Origin of the sequence: Kribbella sp. NBC_00889 (assembly GCF_045207705.1) — a bacterium.
In the GTDB taxonomy this organism is placed as follows: domain Bacteria; phylum Actinomycetota; class Actinomycetes; order Propionibacteriales; family Kribbellaceae; genus Kribbella.
Genome location: NZ_CP108783.1, coordinates 4,937,712 through 4,957,850, shown reverse-complemented (window position 1 = coordinate 4,957,850; position 20,139 = coordinate 4,937,712). Strand labels below are relative to the sequence as shown.

The 20,139-nt window shown below is 68.6% G+C and carries 18 protein-coding genes; 10 read left to right on the top strand and 8 right to left on the bottom strand.

Features of this window, described 5'->3' with window-relative positions; all coding sequences use genetic code 11:
- Window positions 1–275 precede the first annotated feature (275 nt).
- The 3 genes from OG817_RS23980 (at window position 276) to clpX (ending at window position 3,063) form a co-directional block, all read left to right on the top strand.
- Window positions 276–899 carry a ClpP family protease gene (locus OG817_RS23980; protein ID WP_131349683.1) on the top strand — a complete coding sequence of 208 codons (624 nt, stop codon included), beginning with the start codon at window positions 276–278 and terminating at the stop codon, window positions 897–899.
- Window positions 900–928: 29 nt separating this feature from the next.
- Entirely contained in the window at window positions 929–1,540 is a 612-nt protein-coding gene (locus OG817_RS23975) for an ATP-dependent Clp protease proteolytic subunit (protein WP_396394932.1), read from the top strand.
- Window positions 1,541–1,767: 227 nt separating this feature from the next.
- A complete protein-coding gene (gene clpX, locus OG817_RS23970) occupies window positions 1,768–3,063 on the top strand; it encodes an ATP-dependent Clp protease ATP-binding subunit ClpX (RefSeq protein ID WP_360370783.1) in 1,296 nt (431 codons plus the stop codon).
- An 87-nt stretch (window positions 3,064–3,150) separates the two neighbouring features.
- On the opposite strand, the gene OG817_RS23965 is transcribed toward clpX, so the two are convergent.
- The 7 genes from OG817_RS23965 to OG817_RS23935 are packed head-to-tail and all read right to left on the bottom strand — an operon-like array spanning window position 3,151 to window position 12,022.
- Complete coding sequence (locus OG817_RS23965; RefSeq protein WP_406046881.1) at window positions 3,151–4,458, bottom strand: aspartate aminotransferase family protein; 1,308 nt, start codon at window positions 4,456–4,458, stop codon at window positions 3,151–3,153.
- A 22-nt stretch (window positions 4,459–4,480) separates the two neighbouring features.
- Entirely contained in the window at window positions 4,481–5,848 is a 1,368-nt protein-coding gene (locus OG817_RS23960) for a hypothetical protein (RefSeq protein WP_360453892.1), read from the bottom strand.
- A complete protein-coding gene (locus tag OG817_RS23955; RefSeq protein ID WP_406046880.1) occupies window positions 5,841–6,644 on the bottom strand; it encodes an amidohydrolase family protein in 804 nt (267 codons plus the stop codon). The genes OG817_RS23960 and OG817_RS23955 overlap by 8 nt, the downstream gene beginning before the upstream one ends.
- On the bottom strand, window positions 6,641–7,402 hold the full coding sequence (locus tag OG817_RS23950; RefSeq protein WP_406046879.1) for an amidohydrolase family protein: 762 nt from the start codon (window positions 7,400–7,402) through the stop codon (window positions 6,641–6,643). Before OG817_RS23950 ends, OG817_RS23955 begins: the two co-directional genes overlap by 4 nt.
- The gene (locus tag OG817_RS23945; RefSeq protein WP_406046878.1) at window positions 7,395–9,575 is read right to left on the bottom strand and encodes a heparinase II/III family protein; all 2,181 of its coding nucleotides are present in this window, start codon (window positions 9,573–9,575) and stop codon (window positions 7,395–7,397) included. The genes OG817_RS23950 and OG817_RS23945 overlap by 8 nt, the downstream gene beginning before the upstream one ends.
- A complete protein-coding gene (locus OG817_RS23940) occupies window positions 9,572–10,639 on the bottom strand; it encodes a Gfo/Idh/MocA family protein (protein WP_406046877.1) in 1,068 nt (355 codons plus the stop codon). The genes OG817_RS23945 and OG817_RS23940 overlap by 4 nt, the downstream gene beginning before the upstream one ends.
- A 57-nt stretch (window positions 10,640–10,696) precedes the next feature.
- Entirely contained in the window at window positions 10,697–12,022 is a 1,326-nt protein-coding gene (locus OG817_RS23935) for an ABC transporter substrate-binding protein (protein WP_406046876.1), read from the bottom strand.
- Between the two features lie 194 nt (window positions 12,023–12,216).
- On the opposite strand from OG817_RS23935, the gene OG817_RS23930 reads away from it, so the two are divergent.
- The 7 genes from OG817_RS23930 to OG817_RS23900 all read left to right on the top strand — a co-directional run bounded on the left by OG817_RS23930 (window position 12,217) and on the right by OG817_RS23900 (window position 19,007).
- The gene (locus OG817_RS23930) at window positions 12,217–13,098 is read left to right on the top strand and encodes a carbohydrate ABC transporter permease (RefSeq protein WP_396394922.1); all 882 of its coding nucleotides are present in this window, start codon (window positions 12,217–12,219) and stop codon (window positions 13,096–13,098) included.
- On the top strand, window positions 13,098–14,006 hold the full coding sequence (locus OG817_RS23925) for a carbohydrate ABC transporter permease (protein ID WP_396394921.1): 909 nt from the start codon (window positions 13,098–13,100) through the stop codon (window positions 14,004–14,006). The genes OG817_RS23930 and OG817_RS23925 overlap by 1 nt, the downstream gene beginning before the upstream one ends.
- A gap of 62 nt (window positions 14,007–14,068) precedes the next feature.
- Entirely contained in the window at window positions 14,069–15,595 is a 1,527-nt protein-coding gene (locus OG817_RS23920) for a hypothetical protein (RefSeq protein ID WP_406046875.1), read from the top strand.
- Window positions 15,592–16,428, top strand: coding sequence for a fumarylacetoacetate hydrolase family protein (locus OG817_RS23915; protein WP_406046874.1), 837 nt, complete (start codon window positions 15,592–15,594; stop codon window positions 16,426–16,428). Before OG817_RS23920 ends, OG817_RS23915 begins: the two co-directional genes overlap by 4 nt.
- The gene (locus OG817_RS23910) at window positions 16,428–17,168 is read left to right on the top strand and encodes a 6-phosphogluconolactonase (protein WP_406046873.1); all 741 of its coding nucleotides are present in this window, start codon (window positions 16,428–16,430) and stop codon (window positions 17,166–17,168) included. Before OG817_RS23915 ends, OG817_RS23910 begins: the two co-directional genes overlap by 1 nt.
- Window positions 17,161–17,904 (top strand): sugar isomerase domain-containing protein, encoded by a 744-nt coding sequence (locus tag OG817_RS23905; protein ID WP_406046872.1) that lies wholly within the window; start codon window positions 17,161–17,163, stop codon window positions 17,902–17,904. The genes OG817_RS23910 and OG817_RS23905 overlap by 8 nt, the downstream gene beginning before the upstream one ends.
- Window positions 17,895–19,007 carry an N-acetylglucosamine-6-phosphate deacetylase gene (locus OG817_RS23900; RefSeq protein WP_406046871.1) on the top strand — a complete coding sequence of 371 codons (1,113 nt, stop codon included), beginning with the start codon at window positions 17,895–17,897 and terminating at the stop codon, window positions 19,005–19,007. Before OG817_RS23905 ends, OG817_RS23900 begins: the two co-directional genes overlap by 10 nt.
- Here OG817_RS23900 and OG817_RS23895 read toward each other — a convergent pair whose 3' ends face one another.
- Complete coding sequence (locus OG817_RS23895; protein WP_406046870.1) at window positions 19,008–20,048, bottom strand: helix-turn-helix transcriptional regulator; 1,041 nt, start codon at window positions 20,046–20,048, stop codon at window positions 19,008–19,010.
- Between the last annotated feature and the right edge of the window lie 91 nt (window positions 20,049–20,139).

Here is a 20,139-nt window from a genome sequence, read left to right as displayed (position 1 = left end):
CGGCCGCCCGGGTCGAAGTACCTGCTGAGAGCGCCGGAACTCCCCGGGATCGAGTTCCCGCCGACGCTTCCGGCGCGGTCGCAGTCTGCGGCTGGTGACTCCCGGCCAACCGGGGTGAACGGTGTTCACCGGAGACCGCAGCCGCCTGTGTACGGCGCCGCGAACCTCGCAGGCGGCTGCTTCCGGAATTCGCTCACGGCAGACACGGTGCGCCGTGAGCGAACACCTGTGGCCCAGCCTTAGGTCTGTCGCCCCCGCCCAGTAATGTCGGCTTCGTGAACGAGACATTTGCAGCCAGCCCCACCGCCGCGGGTGGCAACGGATCCGGCGGACTCGACGACCACATCTACCAGCGCCTGCTGCAGAACCGGATCATCTTCCTGGGGTCCGAGGTTCGCGATGACAACGCGAACGCGATCTGCGCGCAGATGCTGCTCCTCAACGCCGAGGACCCCAACAAGGACATCTGGCTGTACATCAACTCGCCGGGCGGTTCGGTCGACTCCGGCATGGCGATCTACGACACCATGCAGTGGATCTCGAACGACGTGGCGACGGTCGGGATGGGCCTGGCCGCCTCGATGGGCCAGTTCCTGCTCTGCGCCGGTGCGAAGGACAAGCGCTTCGCCCTGCCGCACGCGCGGATCATGATGCACCAGCCGTCGGGCGGTATGGGTGGTACGGCGTCGGACATCAAGATCCAGGCCGAGCAGTCGCTGCACATCAAGGCGCAGCTGTTCAAGCTGATCGCCGAGCACACCGGCCAGCCGCTCGAGCAGGTCGAGAACGACGCCGACCGGGACCGCTGGTTCACCGCCGACGCGGCCAAGGACTACGGCTTCATCGACCACGTGGTCGCCAGCGCCGCGCAGCTCACCTCCGGCAGCCCGAACTCCTGATCTCCCACTCCGTCAGTTAAGGACGCACCATGAACTACTTCATCCCGCAGTGGGAGGAGCGCACGTCGTACGGCATGCGCCGGATCGACCCCTACACGAAGCTGTTCGAGGACCGCATCATCTTCCTCGGTACGCCGATCACCGACGAGATCGCGAACGCCGTGATGGCGCAGCTGCTGTGCCTGCAGTCGATGGACTCCGACCGCGACATCAGCATCTACATCAACTCCCCGGGCGGCTCGTTCACCGCGCTGACCGCGATCTACGACACCGTCCGCTACATCAAGCCGGACGTCCAGACGGTCTGCCTGGGCCAGGCCGCCTCGGCCGCCGCCGTACTGCTCGCGGCCGGTACGCCGGGCAAGCGGCTGGCGCTGCCGAACAGCCGGATCATCATCCACCAGCCGGCCACCGAGGGCACCTACGGGCAGTCCAGCGACATCGAGATCCAGGCGAACGAGATCCTCCGGCTGCGCGCGCTGCTGGAGAAGATGATCGCCGACGCCAGCGGCAAGTCGCTGGAGGAGGTCTCGCGTGACATCGAGCGGGACAAGTTCCTGACCGCTCAGCAGGCAATCGAGTACGGCCTGATCGACGACGTGCTTGAGACCCTCAAGGCCCCGGTTCCGGCCGGTGTCTGAGCGTCTCAGTCAGGTCTGACCCGGTTCGACGGTGCTGACACGAGGGCTGTCAAGAGCGGAGCGCGTTCGCCAGCGGCGTAGTCACAACGCGGCGGCGGGCGCGGCTTTTCGGCCATCGGCGCGGTACCGTCGAATCGGGATCCGGGGCGCCACACGGCACCCGGTCCGAGCGGCCTCTACGCCCCCTTGGCCCACGGTTCGACTGCTCAGAGAAGGGATCTGTCCCGGTGGCACGCATAGGTGACGGCGGCGATCTGCTGAAATGCTCTTTCTGCGGGAAGAGTCAGAAGCAGGTCAAGAAGCTCATCGCCGGTCCCGGCGTCTACATCTGCGACGAATGCATCGATCTCTGCAACGAGATCATCGAGGAGGAGCTGAACGAAGGCTCCGAGGTCGGACTCACCGAGCTGCCCAAGCCGCGCGAGATCTACGACTTCCTCAACGCGTACGTCGTCGGACAGGACGTGGCCAAGAAGGCACTCGCGGTGGCGGTCTACAACCACTACAAGCGGGTCCGTGACGGTCAAGGCAGCTCGAGCGCCGGCCGGCACGCCAAGGACGAAGCGGTCGAGCTGGCCAAGTCCAACATCCTGCTGATCGGCCCGACCGGCTGCGGCAAGACGTACCTCGCCCAGACGCTGGCCCGGATGCTGAACGTCCCGTTCGCGATCGCCGACGCCACCGCGCTGACCGAGGCCGGGTACGTCGGTGAGGACGTCGAGAACATCCTGCTCAAGCTGATCCAGGCGGCCGACTACGACGTCAAGAAGGCCGAGACCGGAATCATCTACATCGACGAGGTCGACAAGATCGCCCGCAAGAGCGAGAACCCGTCGATCACCCGCGATGTCTCCGGCGAGGGTGTGCAGCAGGCGCTGCTGAAGATCCTGGAAGGTACGACGGCCTCGGTGCCGCCGCAGGGTGGCCGCAAGCACCCGCACCAGGAGTTCATCCAGATCGACACCACCAACGTGCTGTTCATCGTCGGCGGCGCGTTCGCCGGCCTCGACCACATGGTGGAGCAGCGGGTCGGCAAGAAGACGCTCGGCTTCAACACCTCGCGCGAGCCGGAGAAGCCGAAGGAGCTCGGCGGGTACGCCGACGTGATGCCGGAGGATCTGCTCAAGTTCGGCCTGATCCCCGAGTTCATTGGCCGGCTCCCGGTGATCACCACGGTGTCCCCGCTGGACCGCGATGCGCTGATCAAGATCCTGTCCGAGCCGAAGAACGCGCTGGTCAAGCAGTACCGGCGGCTGTTCGAGATCGACAACGTCGAGCTGGAGTTCAGCGACGACGCGGTCGAGGCGATCGCCGACCAGGCGCTGCTGCGCGGCACCGGCGCCCGCGGCCTGCGGGCGATCATGGAAGAGGTCCTCCTCAACGTGATGTACGAGGTGCCCAGCCGCGAGGACGTCGCCAAGGTCGTCGTCACCGGCGAGGTCGTACTGGAGAACGTGAACCCCACGCTGATCCCGCGCGACCAGATCGAGCGCAAGCGCGAACGGCGCGAGAAGACCGCGTAAAGCAAGTCTCGAGAAGGAGGCCGATAGTCCGCCGGACTGCGGACTACCGGCCTCCTTCTCGTGGTGGATCCGAGCTGCCGACGGGCGCTACAACGAGGCCAGCACGTCGTCCGCTGCCCGGATCGTCTCGTCGATCTGGTCGTCGGTGTGCTCGGTGGACAGGAACCACAGGCCGCGGGGGACGATGTTGATCCCGGCCGCGTACAGCCCGGCGTGGAATCTGGTCATCGCCGGCCGGTCGCAGGCCACGAACGACCGGTAGTCGGTCACCTCGGCCTGGTCGGTCAGGTAGGTCTGGAACACCGGACCGGGCCCATCGACGAGCATCGGCACGCCATGCCGCTGGGCCGATTCCCGCAGACCGGTCATCAACCGCTGGCCCGCGGCGACCAGCGGCGGGTACAGGGTGTCGCGGTGCACGTCGAGATGGCGCAGTACTGCGTCTGCCGCGGCCATCGCGACCGGGTGCGAGTTGAAGGTGCCGGCATGGGCCACTGTCCCGTTGGCGATCGAGCCCATCACCTCGCGGGTTCCGACCAGCGCCGAGACCTGCATGCCACCGGCCATCGCCTTGCCGAAGGCGGACAGGTCGGGAACGACGCCGAGCAACTCCTGGGCACCGCCGGGAGCGACGCGGAAGCCGGAGATGATCTCGTCGAAGATCAGCAGCGCGCCGTGCTGACGGGTGAGCTCCCGGAGTCCCGCGAGGTAGCCGGGCTGCGGGGTGATGCAGCCGGTGTTGCAGAGCAGTGGCTCGAGAATGACCGCGGCGATCTGGTCGCCGGACTCCGCGAAGACCTCTTCGACAGCGGGCAGATCGTTGTACGGCAGGACGATCAGGTCTTCCGCGCCGTTGCGGGGCTGGCCCGCCGTACCGCCGACGGCCGCGGGGTGTTGTGCGTCGCCGGCCAGGGCGAGGTCGGGGTGGACGCTGTACAGGACCGGGTCGAGCCAGCCGTGGTAGTTGCCCTCGAACTTCACGATCTTCGGTCGGCCGGTGTGGCCGCGGGCCAGCCGGATCGCACCGTGCACTGCCTCGGAGCCGACGCTGTTGAAGCGCACCAGCTCCGCGGACGGGACCATCGAGCACAGGCGCTCGGCGACGACTGCTTCCAGCTCATGCTGAGCGGCGTACGCGACGCCGCGGCTGACCTGGGCAGACACCGCCTCGGCGACCAGCGGGGACGCGTGGCCGAGCAGGTTGGGGCCTTGCCCGAGCACATAGTCGACGTACCGGTTGCCGTCCACGTCCCAGAGCTCTGCGCCGCGGGCGTGGTCGACGAACAGCGGCTGGTCGGCGCGCCGGGCGTCGCTGGACACGCCGCCGGCGATCACCTGGCGGGCGCGCTCGTACAGGCGCTCGGTGCGTTCGTAGCCTCGGGCAACGGTCTGCACAACATCCTCCAAAAGGGGCGGATCAGTCGAGTTTCTCGGTGAGCAGCCGGAACTGCTGACGGGGACGGCCGCCACCGGTCGAACGCGCCGGTGGCACCGGCCAGGCCAGGCCGGCCTCGACCAGCTCCTTGAGCATCCGGCGGCCGGTCCGTGGGGTGACCTGCATGATGTCCGCGACGCTCTCGACGTCGACGACCACCTGCTGACCGGCCACCGGTGTGGTCGCGGCTGCGATCGAGGTGACGATCTCGAGCGCGCGCGGATCGATCGACGGCGTACTGTCCTGCGGCGCGGTCTCGGTGACCGCCGGACCCGGCGCTAGGTCGGTCCGCACGTTCGTGTCGTCCAGGTACACCGCGACCTTGCCGCCGGCGTTGACGGAGTCCTCCACCGCCATCAGCGCGTTGGCCTCCGCAGCTCGCGCCGTCTGTCCGGCACCGGCACCAACGGCAACGGGCACGCCGAGCTGCGCCGTCAGAGCACTGAGGAACGGGGCGACGGTGAACTGCTCGGTCAGCCGAACCAGCGCACCGTGGGTCGTGGTGACGAGGAACAACGTGTCCGACCGGCGCGCCACCGACGCGCCGACCTGTCGTGCCTCCGACAGCAGCTTCTGGTGGGTCAGCAGTGCGAGCTCCTGCTGCCAGTAGTCACCCGACTCGGCGCGAGACGTGCCGGACGGGATGAGCTGGACGGCGATCATCGCGAGCTGGTGTGCGCCCATCCGGGTGCCCTGGCCAAGCAGCACCGCAGTCTCCAGGGCGTCCCGCACACTTGCTCGGGTCGGGGCGACCCGCAGCACTGGGATGCCCTGGGTCCGCAGCTCGCGTTCGACCGCGAGGATGGTGGTCAGGGCGACCGTGGTGTGCTGCTGCTCCCACTTCTCTCGGTGGAAGGCCGCGAAACCTGCGACCGACTCCGGCCCTTCGTACGGAATGTCGTAGACGTTGGTGGTGTCGAGGCCGATCTCGCCGTACGCCTCCTCGACGTCCGCCGCGGACAGCGAGTCGATGCTCACCCGGCTGAGATCGACGTCCTCGATGGTGAGTGACGCCCGGAGCAGGGCGGCGTACAGCGCGGCGCCGGTCAGCGGGAGGTGCGTCGACGGAACCGTCAGCCAGTGCCCGTCGGTCGCCAGGTCGAACACCCACGGCCCGGGGAACACGGCCGAGTCGATCCGGTCCCGCAGCCGCAGGTAGCGCTCCTCGGCCTCACCCGGGTCGTCGTACCCGCCGGGCACGAACCGGACCCGGTTCTGAGGCCGCAGGGCGACGTCGATCGCCACCTCGGACATCATCCGCACCAGCTTGCGCGGGCCGAAGAGCCCGACGGTCACCGCGGGCAGGCGGTCACCGTTCGCCGGCTCCGCCGCTCTGACTTCCTCACTCATCGACGTCCTCCCCTGTCCCTCCCGGCAGCTGGCGCCACCGGAACAGTCTGCGGGCATTCCCGCTGAGAACATCTTGGCGTTGACCTGCTGTCAGTGGCGCGCACACCACCCGGCCGAGCGACATCCGCTGGTCGATGAAGGGGAAATCGGAGCCGAACAGCACCCGTCGACTACCGACCCGATCGATCATCGCCTGGATCAGCGGCCCGGTCATCTGCGAGCCGCACACCTCCAGCCAGAGCGATTCGTGCCGGGCCGCGGCCTCGATCGCCTCGTCCACCCCGGCCGGCGTGATGCCCGCGTGGCCGAGGATGATCGGCGCCCGCGGGTACTTCGCCGCGACCGCCTCGAACAGCACCGGAGCGTCGTACGCCGATCCATGCTCGGAATGACTGAGCACCGGGCAACCGGTCTCCTCCGCGAAGGCCCACACGGCGGCGTACCGCGCTCCGGTGACCGGGTACTTGTGCAGGGACGGGTGCACCTTGATGCCGACGAACCGCTCGTCGGCGGCGAGCCGCTCGAGCTCGCGCTCCGGGTCCTGCCACGGATTGATGACCGCGTACGCCGCGATCCTGCCCGGGTGCGCGTCGACGGCGGCGAGGGCCTGGGTGTTGCCGAGGTGCGCGTCCTGCTGGATCGCGCGGTTCGCGGCGACCACGGTGACCTCGGTCCCGGTCCGGTCCATCACCGACACCATCGTCGCGGCGTCGGGATCGGGGATGTAGAACAGCGAGTACGGCCCGAGGTGCGCGTGCACGTCGACGACCCGGTGCTGCGGCCGGCGTCCGATCATGAGAGTCCTCCTGCCGCGAACAACCGGCGTGCGTTGTCTGCACCGATCCGGGTGACCGTGTCGTCGTCGAGCCCGGACCAGGCGAGACGGACGATGCTCTCGCCCGGATCACGTACGCCGAGTCCGGTCGCGAACACCAGCCGATCGCTCAGCCCTTCCGCAGCGAGCCACTCCACGCCTTGGTGCGCAGCGAAGTCGACGAGATCGACGGAGAGATTGTCGTGGTCGCGCAGCGCCGACCACAGCCTGCGCAACTGGCGGTAGCCGAGATTCGACACGACGATCGGCAGCATCGGAAAGCGAGTGGCGATCGCATCCAGGTCCGACCAGCCGATCTCCGCGGTGTCGATGCAGAGCGGCAGTCCACTGCCCTCCAGTGCTGCATAGAGCTCCAGCAAGACATCCGGTGCGTACCCGTGGGAGTGAGGATGAATTCGGAACGCCGCGACGCCTTCGGCCAGAGCCTGCGCGACCAGCTTGTCGAGCGAGTCCAGCTCGCCCGGCGTGGTGGGAACCGCGGTCCAGCAGGCCAGCACACCGCGGTCCGCGAGGCTGTTGGCCACCGCGGTCGCCTCGGCGTTGCCGCCCAGCGGGTCGTGCAGCCACGACGCCATCGCGCTGACCAGAGCGCCCGACATGGCGTAGGCGTCCAGGTGAGCGGCGATCGCGTCGCGGTCGGTGGACGGCACCAGGGACGACGGGTGCGCACCGGTCACGATGCGCGCGTCGAACCATCCGGTGGTGGCATCGTCAGTCATGGCGAGCCCCATCGACCGTCCAGCGCCCCGCGTACGGCAGGGTGAGGTGCGCCCAGCCGTCGCCATCGCTCTCCGCGGTGACGAGCACGCCGTCGAGCCGGATGTCACCAAGCGGCCGGATCCACAGCCCACAACGACCGGAGCAGGTCACCTCGAGGCGAAGCGCCCCATCGGCGACGGTGGCCGAGACGTCCACGTCCTCCGAAGTGCGTAGCAGGTCGAGCAGCGCGCGGGTCCGCCAACCAGTTGCCCAGGACAACCTTCCGGACCGGGTCCGGACCCAGGTCGAGGGGCTCACCCGGTCGACGGTGTCACCATGATCGATCGTCAACCCGTCGTCGTCACGGGTGACCGAGACCTCCGGCACCTGAGCGCCGGCATGCGGGAGGAGAACGGTGGTGAACTCCCCACTGTGACGCGTGAGCCCGAGCGAGTAGAGCGGACCGTACTCCGCGACCGGCTTGTCGACGAGCGGGCGCCGGGCGACGCCCTCCGATGTCTCAACCGTCGTGGTCGAGGGATCGCCCGTCTCGATCAGAAGCAACCCCGGCCCGTCCGCGGCAGAAGCGTCGTACGCGAGGGGACCGACCTGCTGCCACGGGTTGAGGGCGTGCCAGTGCGCGCGGAACGTGTGCTCCCCGGCGGCGCTGTCGTCGGAGACCACCACGACGGCCGGCTCCTCGCGCACCATCGCGATGGTGCGCGACTGCGGTACGACGCTGCCGTGGTGGCGACCGGAGAAGACCGCGACCTGCCCGGTGTCGACGAGCGGATCGACGTGTACGCCGCGATCCGTGCTCAGCTCCTGGTCGTCGACGAGCACGGTGTTGTGACCCCGACCGGACTGGTACCAGGTCAGGTAGTCCGGATCGTCATAGCTCGGCGGACCACCGGCCTCCCACAGCAGCGGTCGCTGCCAGCCCTCGAGGACCAGGTCGAGTACGGCGCGATGCGAGTGCGACTCGAGCTCGTGCTCGATGTGCGGTCCGTAGTTGATCACGGCCCGCAGATCGTCGCTGCGCAGGATCACATAGCCGCTGTCGGCCAGCACGGTGCTCTGCGGCGGAGCGGGCACTGCCTCTTCCCGTGCAGTGGCAACCGTGTCCAGCCAACGCCGCTGCCTGTCCGCGTCCCAAGCTGGTAGCGCCGCCGCCTCGACACCGAAGTCCTCGGCAGATAGCCACTGCGCGGCGATCCGCGCCAGCGCTGGGTTGTCGAGCACGTAGCTGCCGCGCAGCAGCGACGTGGCCGGCCACTCGATGCCGCTGTCCTGCAGGTGCGGGATCCAGCCACCGGGGGACACCAGCTCGCACAACCACTGGTGCATGGCGGCAACCTTCGGGTGCGCCGCCACGTCCGCGTCGAGCAGAGCCGCCGTCTGCAGAGCGGTCAGGCACATCTTGTGATAGCCGGGGGAGCGCTCGTAGTGCCCGCCGTCTCCGTAGACGTCTAGCAGCAAGTGCTCGTCGATGCGCTCACGCGCCCGCTCCGCCCAGCTCCTGGCCTCAACCAGGTCAGGCAGAACGACGCTGATGTGCAGCAGCTCGGTCGCACACACCAGTTGCCAGTTCCCATGGCGGAAGACGTCATGCTCGTCGTACGCCCAGCGGGCTCCGCCGACCAGCGTGGCGACAAGACTGCCCCAAGCACGGTCTGACAGCGCTGAGTCGGTCAGAACCTCCAGCGTGGGCAGGAGATTCCGGCAGCGCGCCCACGTGCCGAGCGAGTACCAGATGACGTCCAGACCCGGCCACTCGCCGGTCACCGAGTCACGCTGCTCGACCCAGTCCTCGAGGTGCTGCTCGAACGCGTGCAGGTACCGGTCGTCGCCGGTCAACATCCACGCATGGACACCAGGCGACAGCCAGCCCAGGTAGTGGAAGCCGTACCGCTGCGACCGGCCGCGCTCGCGCCCGGTCACCTCCACTCCGGTCAGCAATGGAGCTGCCGCGGCGAGTACGTCGTCCGCCGCGGACGTGGATCGGATCGCGTCGGTCCACTCCTGGAGCGGCCACGCCGGCCGCCGGAGCCTGCCCGCGACGAACGCACGCAACGCACCGATGTCCTGGACGCCGGGTGGGGAGCCGAAGGCCTTGATCAGGTCGTCGGTCCCGATCCGGTTGATCCGGCCGTCGATGTGTCGCGGCTTCTCGGGGCCTGTGGTGGCGTTCATGCGTTCCCTGAGTCGGACGCCAGCTCAGCGAGCATCGAGACGTCGACCGGCTGCCGGGTCTCGATCGAGGTGTGCGCGGCCTCCAGTACGGCGGTCACGTTCCGGCTGCTCTCGATCGTGATCAGCGGCTGCCTGCCGGTGCGGCAGCAGGTGACCCAGTGCGCGATCGCGTCGGCGTATGCACCGGCCGGGATGCCGTGCATCACCCGTTGCAGCATGTTCCTCGGGTAGCTGTACCCGTCGGGGCGGGCCACAACGACGCTCTCCTTCTGCCGGTCGAGCTGGACCACGCCGTTGTCGGTGACGACCGAGACGTAGGAGTCGACCGTGGTCGGGAAGGTGTTCGGGTAGATCCACGCAGACTCGAACGTCGCCACCGCCCCGCGCGAATACTCGGCCTGGATCTGGATCGCATCCGGGGTGTCGATGCCGAGCGACCGGAGCTTGCCCCACCGGGCCGTCGCGTAGACCCGGCGGACCTGGTCGCGCAGCAGCCACGAGACCAGGTCGATGTCGTGGCTGGACAGGAACCAGGCGCAGGTCGTGCGGTCGGCCCAGGACAGCATCTCTGTCGGCACGAAGATGGTGTCGTCCTTGCGGGCGTACGCGACCGCTCCGTCACCGAGATCCGCGAGCAGGTCGTAGGCCTGCGCGTAGGCGGGAACCCAGCGGTGGTTGAACAGGCACATCGCGACCACACCGTTCTCGCGGATCGCCTTCACCGCCGCGTCCGCCTCGGCGACGGACGTGGTCAGCGGCTTCTCGACCAGGATGTGCTTCCCGGCCTCGGCGGCCCGGACCATCATCTCGCCGTGCAGATGATCCGGTGTGGTCAGGACGACCGCGTCCACCGACTTGTCGGCCAGCACGGCCTCCAGGTCCGGATGGATCGCCGGCCGCGGTGCACCGCGCCCCTCGATCTCGTCGGCCAGCCGTCCGGCGGAGTCCGCCGAACGACTGGTCACCGCGGTGACCTCGACCTCCGGCAGCCCGGACAGGGACAAGGCATTGCCTCGCCCCATGATCCCGGCGCCGACGATCCCGATCCGCACCCCGTTGCTCACCAACCCACCGACCTTTCGATTCCGCGGCTCACCGATTTGTCCGACGCGAGCGCCAACTCACTTGCCCTTCGCGAGGGTGTCGTTCCACGCCTTCTCGGCGGCGTCCAGCGCATCCTTGGCGGACTTGGTCCCGGACATGTACGCCCGGATCTGGTCGTCGAACAGCTTCCGCAGCTGCTCGTCGTTGCCCGAACCCATTGACGCGTCCACGCTGTTCTTGAACGTGTCCAGCAGAATCTTGCGCGCCTCGTCGGCGGACGTGGTGCCGGGGATGTCAGTGAAGAACGGGTCGGCCAGCGCCTTCACCGACGACGGGTAGATCGGCACCAGCTTGCACAGCGCGAGCTGCTGCTCGGGCGCGGCGACGTACTTGAGCCACGCGGCCGCGGCCGCCTGGTTGTCCGACTTGGCCGGGATACCCATCACCTGCTGGCCGGGCATGTAGAACTTGCCGTCGGCACCGGTCACCGGCGGTCCCACGACGATCGACTTGTAGACGGCCGGGGAGTTCTTCTCGACGTTCAGCAGCGAGCTGGACACGGCGGCCGGGTTGAAGGCGATCAGCTTGTTCTCCAGTGACTGGGGCAGATCGCGCTGGTTCTCGCCGAGGCTGCCGGGTGCGATCGCGCCCGAGCTGAAGAGGGTCTTGAACTTCTCCACGAGAGCCAGCGTTTCCGGCGTGTTGAAGGCCGCCGACTTGCCGTCCTCCGACAGCAGTTTGACGCCGTCAGCCTGGACCACGCTGGAGTAGGCCATGAAGTTGGTCGCGGACTTGCCGGTCGCGTCGTGGTACGCCTTGGCCAGGGCGAGCGCCTCGTCGTACGTCTTCGGCGGCGTGGCCGGGTCGAAGCCGGACTTGGCCAGCAGATCCTTGTTGTAGAACGCCAGCGAGGTGCCGCCGTTGTACCAGGGGATCGCGATCCGCTTGCCGTCGGCAACCAGCGGGTCGGCCAGGTTCGGCAGGTAGGCGGCGACGTCTTCCTTGCTGAACAGGCCGTTCAGGTCGGCCATCGAGCCGGCGAACAGGCCGGTGGTGGCGGACGTGAAGTTGACGACGTCCGGCACCTTGCCGCCGGCGATCGCCGCCAGCAGCTTGGTGGTGATGTCCTGGCCCGGGACGTCGACCCACTTGATCGACACCTTCGGGTGGTCCTTCTGGTAGGCGTCGATCCACTTCTGGATGTCCGGCCCGTAGTTCTTCTGCAGGTTGATGGTCCACCACTCGACCTCGCCGGAGTAGGCGTCGGTCGACTGCTGCTCTGGCTCGTCTCCGCCGGCCGGACTGCCGGAAACGCATCCGGCGAGGGCCAGCGGTAAGGCCAGAACCATCGCGACGGTGGGGACGAGGCGTCTCCTCAGCAGGGATCGTGTGCGTCGCGACATTGCGAGCTCCTCGGGGAATGTGTGTCCTAAACAGTGCTTACAGACATCACAGTGTTTGCCATCGATCGGCCGGCGTCAACCGATGACTTCCAAAAATCTTGCCAATTAGCGCTTCCGGCGGCCGGTGTGGTGAGCTACGGTTCCGCATAACCGCGAAGCTGAAAGCCAGGTTTCAGACACGAGAGGCGGTAGGCATGCCGGGTCTCAGGGGCCGCGTGGTCGGTCAGCACTGGTACACGCCGTACGCGTTCATGCTGCCCGGGCTGCTGATGTACGCCGCGATGTTCGCCTGGCCGGCCGTGATCGCGATCCAGTTGGCCTTCTCCGACTACAACATCGTCAGCCCGGTCCGGTTCTCCGGGCTGGACAACTTCTCTCGGCTGCTGCATGACCCGCGGGTCTGGATCGCGCTGCGCAACTCACTGCTGTTCGTGGTGATGTTCCTGCCGCTCACCGTGGTCGTCCCGCTGTTCCTGGCGATGCTGGTGAACCTGAAGCTGCGCGCGATCCAGGCGTTCCGGATGCTCTACTACCTGCCGGTGATCACCTCGATGGTCGCGGTGGCGGTCGCCTGGCGGTACGTCTTCAACCGCGAAGGCGTCATCAACTGGCTGCTCAGCCTGGTCGGGGCGGGTCCGATCGACTTCCTGCTCGATCGGCACTGGGCACTGCCGACGGTGGTGCTGCTGGAGGCGTGGAAGAACGCGGGCCTGTTCATGATGATCTACCTGGCCGGACTGCAGGCGGTCCCGCCCGACCAGGTCGAGGCGGCCACGATCGACGGCGCCAACAGCTGGCAGCGGCTCAGACACGTCATCGTCCCGTCGCTGCGGCCGACGTTCGCGGTCACGCTGATCCTCAGCATGCTCGAGGCGATGCGCGCCTTCGAGTCCGTCTACGTGCTGACCCGCGGCGGTCCGCTCGACTCCACACTCACCCTCGGCTACTACATCTGGTCGAAGGCCTTCGAGGACTACGACATGGGCTATGCGAGCGCCGTCGGCCTGTTGCTCTGGGCAATCATGATCGTCCTGGCCGGCTTCAACTTGGTCGTGACCCGGCGGAGGGACGGCTGATGGCGACCCGGAGCCGATTGGCCCGGCGAGCCGGGCAGTTGCCACGCGTCGCTCCACCCACATCGCAACCGACGCCGGCCGGGACCTCCCGGCGCACGGTACGGCGGATCGGGCTCTACGTGCTGCTGATCGCGGTGGCGGCCCTGTTCATCGGCCCCTTCCTGATCCTGCTGAGCTCGGCCACCAAGCCGGCCAGCCAGGACGTGTTCGGCTTTCCGCCGGACCTCATCCCGCGCCCGCCGGTGGCCGACTGGTTCCGGGAGGCGTGGACAACGATCCCGTACGCCCGGTTCCTGGTGAACTCGCTGATCTACGTGGGGATCACGGTCCCGATCTACCTGGTCGTCTCCGCGCTCACCGCCTACCCACTGGCCCGCATCGCGTTCCGCGGCCGCGGCGTGTTCTTCCTGTTGTTCCTGTCGATCATGTTCCTGCCGGGTGAGCTGATGCTGATCCCGCGCTTCCTGGTGATGAGCCAGTTGGGACTGACCGACACGTTCGCCTCGGTGATCCTGCCGGCCATTCTCTCGTCGCTCGGGATCTTCCTGCTCCGCCAGGCGTTCTCGCAGATCCCCGACGAGATCGTCGAGGCGGCCCGGATGGACGGTGCGAACGAGTTCGCCATCTTCTGGCGGATCGCGGTGCCGATCGTCGCTCCGACGCTGGCCGTGCTGGCGATCCTCGGTTTCGTCTCGGTCTGGAACAGCTTCATCTGGCCGCTGGTCACGCTGACCAGTCAGTCCAAGTTCCCGATCGCGCTCGGCATCGCCTACCTGAGCGGAGTCAGCGGGACCGACGTCCGCGGTCTGGCCGCGGGCACGGTGATCTCGCTGGTCCCGGTCGTCATGGTCTTCCTGTTCCTGCAGAAACGCATCCTCAACAGCATGGGCGGTGCGGTCAAAGGCTGAGTCGCCACGTCCGCCCGCTCCCGTGTGGTTCCCGCCTTTCCCGTCCACCCCAGTGAGGCATCATGTTGAATCCGCAGCTCAGTCGCCGTACCTTGCTCCTGGGCTCCGCCGGCGGAGCCCTTGCCTGGACCGGGCTTCCGGCTCTCCAGGCGTCCGCCGCTCCACTCGTCTACGACTCGCCCGAGGCCTTCGACGTGGCCCAGGCCGGGTATCTCGCGTCCGACCCGCAGAACAACGAGGCCGGGGTGTACGCGTGGGGCGAGTCCTACTTCCTGCTCAGCCTGCTCCGGATGTACGAGGCGTACGAGGACGAGCGCTACCTGAACACCTTCGAGCAGCGCGCCAAACACGTGATGGCGACCACCGACCGCGCCCGCCACGTGAAGGACTACGCCGGCCGCTCCGGCAAGGTGTGGCGCACGGCCGGCAACTACACCGCGGGCCATGGCGTGCTCCCGGACGGCGACGGCAAGCCGGCCGTGCAGCTGCGCTGGGCCGGCAGCAGGGCGGCCGAGTCGACGGCCGAGGTGTCGAACGTCAGCGGCGACACCTTCGACCTGATCCTGCGCAACCCGGCCACCACCGGTGTCGTGACGTTGCGCGGTGTCTCCCTCGATCCGGCTGCCACGTCGTACGTCGTGACGGCGGTCAACAACGCGTACACCACAGGGCTCCGCTGGACTGCTGTCGACCTTCGGACCGCGCCCGCCGCCGGCCCCGCGCCGGTGGCGACCACGATCGCCTTCGAGTCGCAGTACTACGTGTTCGCCGTCCACACCGGGATGATTGCGTTCCCGCTCGCCCGCTATGCCCGCATGGTGCTGCAGTCGCCGAAGTTGCGGCGTGGCCCGAGGCAGAAGGTGGCCAAGGACCTGCTTGACGCGGCCACCGTGGCTGTGGCGTTCCACGACCGGGAGTGGGTCTCCCACGCGGACGGGACCGGTGACTACGTCTGGCCCAAGGGTGCGCCGATCCCGTTCGACGGCACGATCCAGCCGTACAACCAGAGCCAGGGTCTCGGCCAGGTGCTGGTCGAGCTTTACCGCGTGACACGGCAGCAGCGCTACCGGACGCGGGTCGTCGAGATGCTGAAGGCGTACCGCGCAGGTCTGACCCTCGCTGCCGACGGCGCCTACGTCTGGCCCTACTGGCCGCCGTACAGCCAGATGTACGCCGGTTTCCCGAAGACCGCCGGGATCTCGGAGTACACGCCGGGGTACTCCGCGTCCACCCAGATCGAGGACATCAGTCACGCGGCGATCAGTACCGAGTTCGTGCACGCGGCGTACGACGCGAAGATCGAGACCGACGTGGCCACGGACGTGCTGCGGTTCACCAAGACTTTCACGCAGCGGGTGGTCCGGTCCGAGACCGAGGTCTGGTTCCGGGTGGACGGGACCGGGACCGCGGTGCCCGCGAACGCGGTGCAGTGTGCACGATGGGGTGCGTACGCTGAGCAGGATCTCCTTGTCTACCAGCAGGCCCTCCGCGTGTACGACGCCGTGCAGCTCGATCCGGTGCAAGGCTCGCACGCATTGGGTATCGCGTATCTGAACTGGGCCAAACGAGCTCCTTGGAGGAATCAGTGAGATTGCTACGTGTCCACACCGACGACGGTCTGCGTGACGCCGTGCTGACCGAGGACGACCGGGTGGTGACGCTGGCCGGGGAGCCCGGGGCGTTCGACCTGGCCGGGCTCCGGGAGCGCGCCACCGCGGCCCTCGCCGACGTGGGGACAGCTGCCGCGTTGGACGACGTACGGCTCGCCGCACCGCTCAACCCCGGCAAGATCGTCTGCGTCGGGCTGAACTACGCCGACCACGCGGCCGAGGGCGGCCAGGCCGCGCCGGCCGAGCCGATCCTGTTCATGAAGGCACCGGACACCGTGGTCGGCGCTCGCGACGACATCGTCATCCCGCGCGGCAGCGAGAAGACCGACTGGGAGGTCGAGCTCGGCGTCGTGATCGGGCGTACGGCGGCCTACCTCGACAGCGAGGCGGATGCGCTGGAGTACGTCGCCGGCTACGTGCTGGCCAACGACGTGTCGGAGCGGCACTTCCAGCTGGAGCGTGGCGGCCAGTGGGACAAGGGTAAGAACGCAGCTACCTTCTGCCCGCTGGGTCCGTGGATCCTGACCGCCGACGAGGTCCCCGATCCGCAGGCGATCAAGCTGGGCCTGGACGTCAACGGCGACGTACTGCAGGACGGCTCGACGGCGAACATGATCTTCGGCGTCGCGCACCTGGTGCACTACATCTCGCAGTACATGACGCTCTACCCCGGCGACGTGATCAGCACCGGCACGCCGGCCGGTGTCGGTGCGGGACAGAAGCCGCCGCGGTTCTTGCGCAAGGGCGATGTCGTGCGCGTGTGGGCCGACGGCCTGGGTGAGCAGCACAGCCGGCTGGTCTCCGCACCTTGATGGTCGTCGGCAAGCTGGAGGTCGAGACGCTTCCGGATCCCGCAGCCGTCGGGGCGGCGGCAGCGGCGGCCGCGGCCGAGTCCCTGCGCCGGATCATCCAGGCGCAGGGCTCGGCCCGGCTGGTCCTCGCGGCGGCGCCGAGCCAGCAGCACACTCTGGCGGCGCTGTCCGTTGCCGAGGGCATCGACTGGTCACGGGTCGAGGCGTTCCACATGGACGAGTACGTGGGGCTGCCGGTCGCCGCGGAGCAACGCTTCGGCCGGTGGCTGGGCCGGCATTTCACCGCCCCGGTGCCGCTGGCTGTCTTCGACCCGGCCGGCGGCGCGGAGCCGGTGGCCGAGGCGGCTCGCTATGCGGCGCTGGTCGCGGCCGCGCCGATCGACATCGTGCTGGCCGGGATCGGTGTCAACGGGCACCTCGCGTTCAACGAGCCGCCGGCCGACTTCACCACCACCGACGTCGTGCAGGTGGTCGCACTCGACGAGATCAGCCGACGGCAGCAGGTGGACGAAGGGCTGTTCGTGTCGCTGGACGACGTACCCACCCATGCCTGGACGCTGACGGTTCCGTTCCTGCTGTCGGCGCGCGACATCTTCTGCATGGTGTCCGGTCCGGCCAAGGCGGACGCCGTACGGCGAACGTTGCACGGTCCGGTGGATCCCGGCGTACCGGCGAGTGCGCTGCGGACGCATCCGCGGGCCCGGCTGTATCTCGATCAGGAGGCCAGTCCCGATGAGTGAGTACCTGACCGCGATCACGGCGTTGCTCGGCCGGATCGAGGCGGAGGAAGGCGAGTCCATCGCGGCCGCTGCCCGGTTGATGGCCGAGCAGGTTGCCGCCGATCAGCTGATCCAGGTGTACGGACCGGGCGGGCACTCGAACCTGGCCGCCCAGGAGATCTTCTTCCGGGCCGGCGGTCTGATGCACGTCTCCGCGATCCTCGACGAGGGCACCTTGCTGTCGAACGGCGCGCTCCGCTCCATGGCCGTGGAGCGCATGCCGGGTTACGGTCGGATGGTGATCGAGAACGCCGGGCTCGGCCCGGACGACCTGCTGTTGCTGGTGAACGCCTACGGGATCAACGCGGCGCTCATCGACGCGGCCCTGACCGCTCGCGAGCGCGGCACGCGGACGATCGGCGTGAGTTCCCGTGAGCACGCCGAGCAGACGGCGAAGTCGCATCCGGCGCGGCACCCGTCCGGTGCGAACCTGCACGAGGTCGTCGACGTTGCCGTGGACACCAAGGTCCCGATCGGTGACGCGGTGATCGCGGTCGCCGGGATGCCCGAGCGGGTCGCCGCCGTCTCCACCTTCGCCAACGCGTTCACGCTCAACACGATGGTGCTGGCCACGATCGAGCGGCTGATCGAGCAGGACGTCGTACCGCCGGTGTGGCGCAGCGGCAACGCACCCGGAGGGGACGAGGCGAACGCGGCCTTCGTCGGCAGGTTCAGGGAGCGGGTGCGGTGGCTCTAGACAGGTTGTCCGGCCGGGACCCGTGGTCGGGGGAGACCCTCCACCTCGAGTACGTCGACGGCCTGATCTCCCGCATCGAGCGAGCGCCCGGAGACGCGGACCTGCCGTGGATCAGCCGGGGACTCGTCGACCTGCAGGTCAACGGGTACGCCGGGTACGACCTGAACGGCGACGATCTGTCCGTGGACACGGTCCGCGGTCTGCGGGAGGCCCTGCGGCGGGTCGGAGTCACGGTCTTCGTGCCCACGCTGATCACGGCGAGCCCGGAGCGCAACCGTCGTGCTCTCGGGATCGTGGCCGAGGCGAGGCGGCAGGACGCCGAGGTTGCGGCGGCCGTTCCGTTCGTGCACCTCGAGGGTCCGCACATCTCCGACCAGGACGGTCCGCGCGGCGCTCACGACGCGGCCTTCGTCCGTCCGCCCGACCTGGCCGAGTTCGAGCTCTGCCAGGACGTCTCGGACGGACTCGTCGGCTTGATCACCGTGTCTCCGCATTGGCCTGACAGTGCTGATTTCATCGCGGAGGTCGTTGCCGCCGGCACCCGAGTGGCGGTCGGGCACACCCACGCGGACGGTGCGCAGATCCGTGCCGCGGCCGAGGCCGGCGCGACGTTGTCCACCCATCTGGGTAACGGCGCGCACGCCCGGTTGCCGCGCCACCCGAACTACCTGTGGGCACAATTGGCCGAGGACCGGCTGAGCGCCGGGTTCATTGCCGATGGTCACCATCTCCCGGCGGATACGTTCGTGGCGATGGTCCGCGCAAAGGGCCTGGATCGGTCCTTCCTGGTCTCTGACTCGGTGGCGACCGGCGGCCGGCCACCGGGGGTGTACTCGTCGTCTGTCGGCGGCGAGGTGGAACTCACCGATGACGGACGGCTGGTCGTCCGCGGTACGCCGTACCTGGCTGGAGCGGCCGCGCCGCTCGCGGACGGCGTCGCCTGGGCGGCCGCCGCCTTCTCGTTGCCCGAGGCCCTCACCATGGCCGTCACGACGCCCCGCCGGATCATCGACGGGACGGACGGCCGGCTGCGGCCCGGCGTTCCGGTCGAGGACGTCATCACGTTCGGCTGGCAGCCCGGCGACCGCACTCTCGCCTGCTGATCAGCGCGTCAGGTCGTCCGGGCGCAGGGTGGCGACGAGTTCGCCGCGGCTCCGCACACCGACCTTGGCGAACGCCGACTTCAGGTGGTCCTGGATCGTGTGCGGCGAGATCGACAGCCGATCGGCGATCTCCGTGGTGTTGTGGCCCGAGATGACCTCGAGGCAGATCTCGCGCTCCCGGGTGGTCAGTCCGTACGCCGCGAGCAGCATGCCGACCAGGTGGTGACCACCAGCCGGTTCGATCGTGACGACGACCTCTGACTGGTCGTCGTCGCTGATCAGCCGGCTGCCCTGCAGCACCACCCAGCCGCCGGTCGCGGTCTGCACCCGTGCCTGGAACGTTCCGGCCGCCCGAGTCCCGGTCACCACGGCACGCAGAAGGGTGCTGAACCGCCCAGGTGCGATCTCGTTGAGCTCGTCCTGCCAGGTCCGCGCGGCTGCGGTGATCGCGCGCGGCTCACCGCTCGGGCCGGTCACCACGATGGACGGTCCGCCCCCGCCCTTGTAGCCGTGCGCATCGGTCCGCACCGCCACCCGGGTCGCTGAACCGATCGCCGGCGCCACTGAGCCGAGGAACTCGACCTCGCGGTCGCTGAACTCGGGACCACTCCGGACGAATCCGGCCGCGCCCCAGCAGTCCCCGTCGACGGTGAACGCGGCCCGCACCTCGTGCTCGATCCCGAGTGGCCGCCAGATCTCGTTCAGCCGCCGGTGCCCGACGACCTCGCGGTACGGCAGGTCGGACAGTCGCGCCACCGGGTACGGCCGGCGGGCCAGGTCGGCGAACGAGTTCGGGACGGTGCCGGCGTACTCCGTCTCGGCCAGCGTGGGTTCGTACTCGGGCGGGATGTGGTCGCGGCCGCTCGTCATCGAGCTGATCACCAGCGTGCCCGGATCCATCGCGGCCCAGCAGGTCAGCTCACTGCCGACGACCTGCTCGACCACCTCGATCGCCGCGGCGTGCAGTTCCGTGACGCCCAGTCCGGACGTCGCCAGTGCCGCGATGTCCCGGCGCGCGGCTCGCGCCCGGCCCTCCCACATGGGCTCAGTATGCGCCGCCGTACCGGACCCGCCTATCCCTGAAATGTGGGGAATCCACGGCGATCCAGACCCCCGGTGGACGGGATGGAAC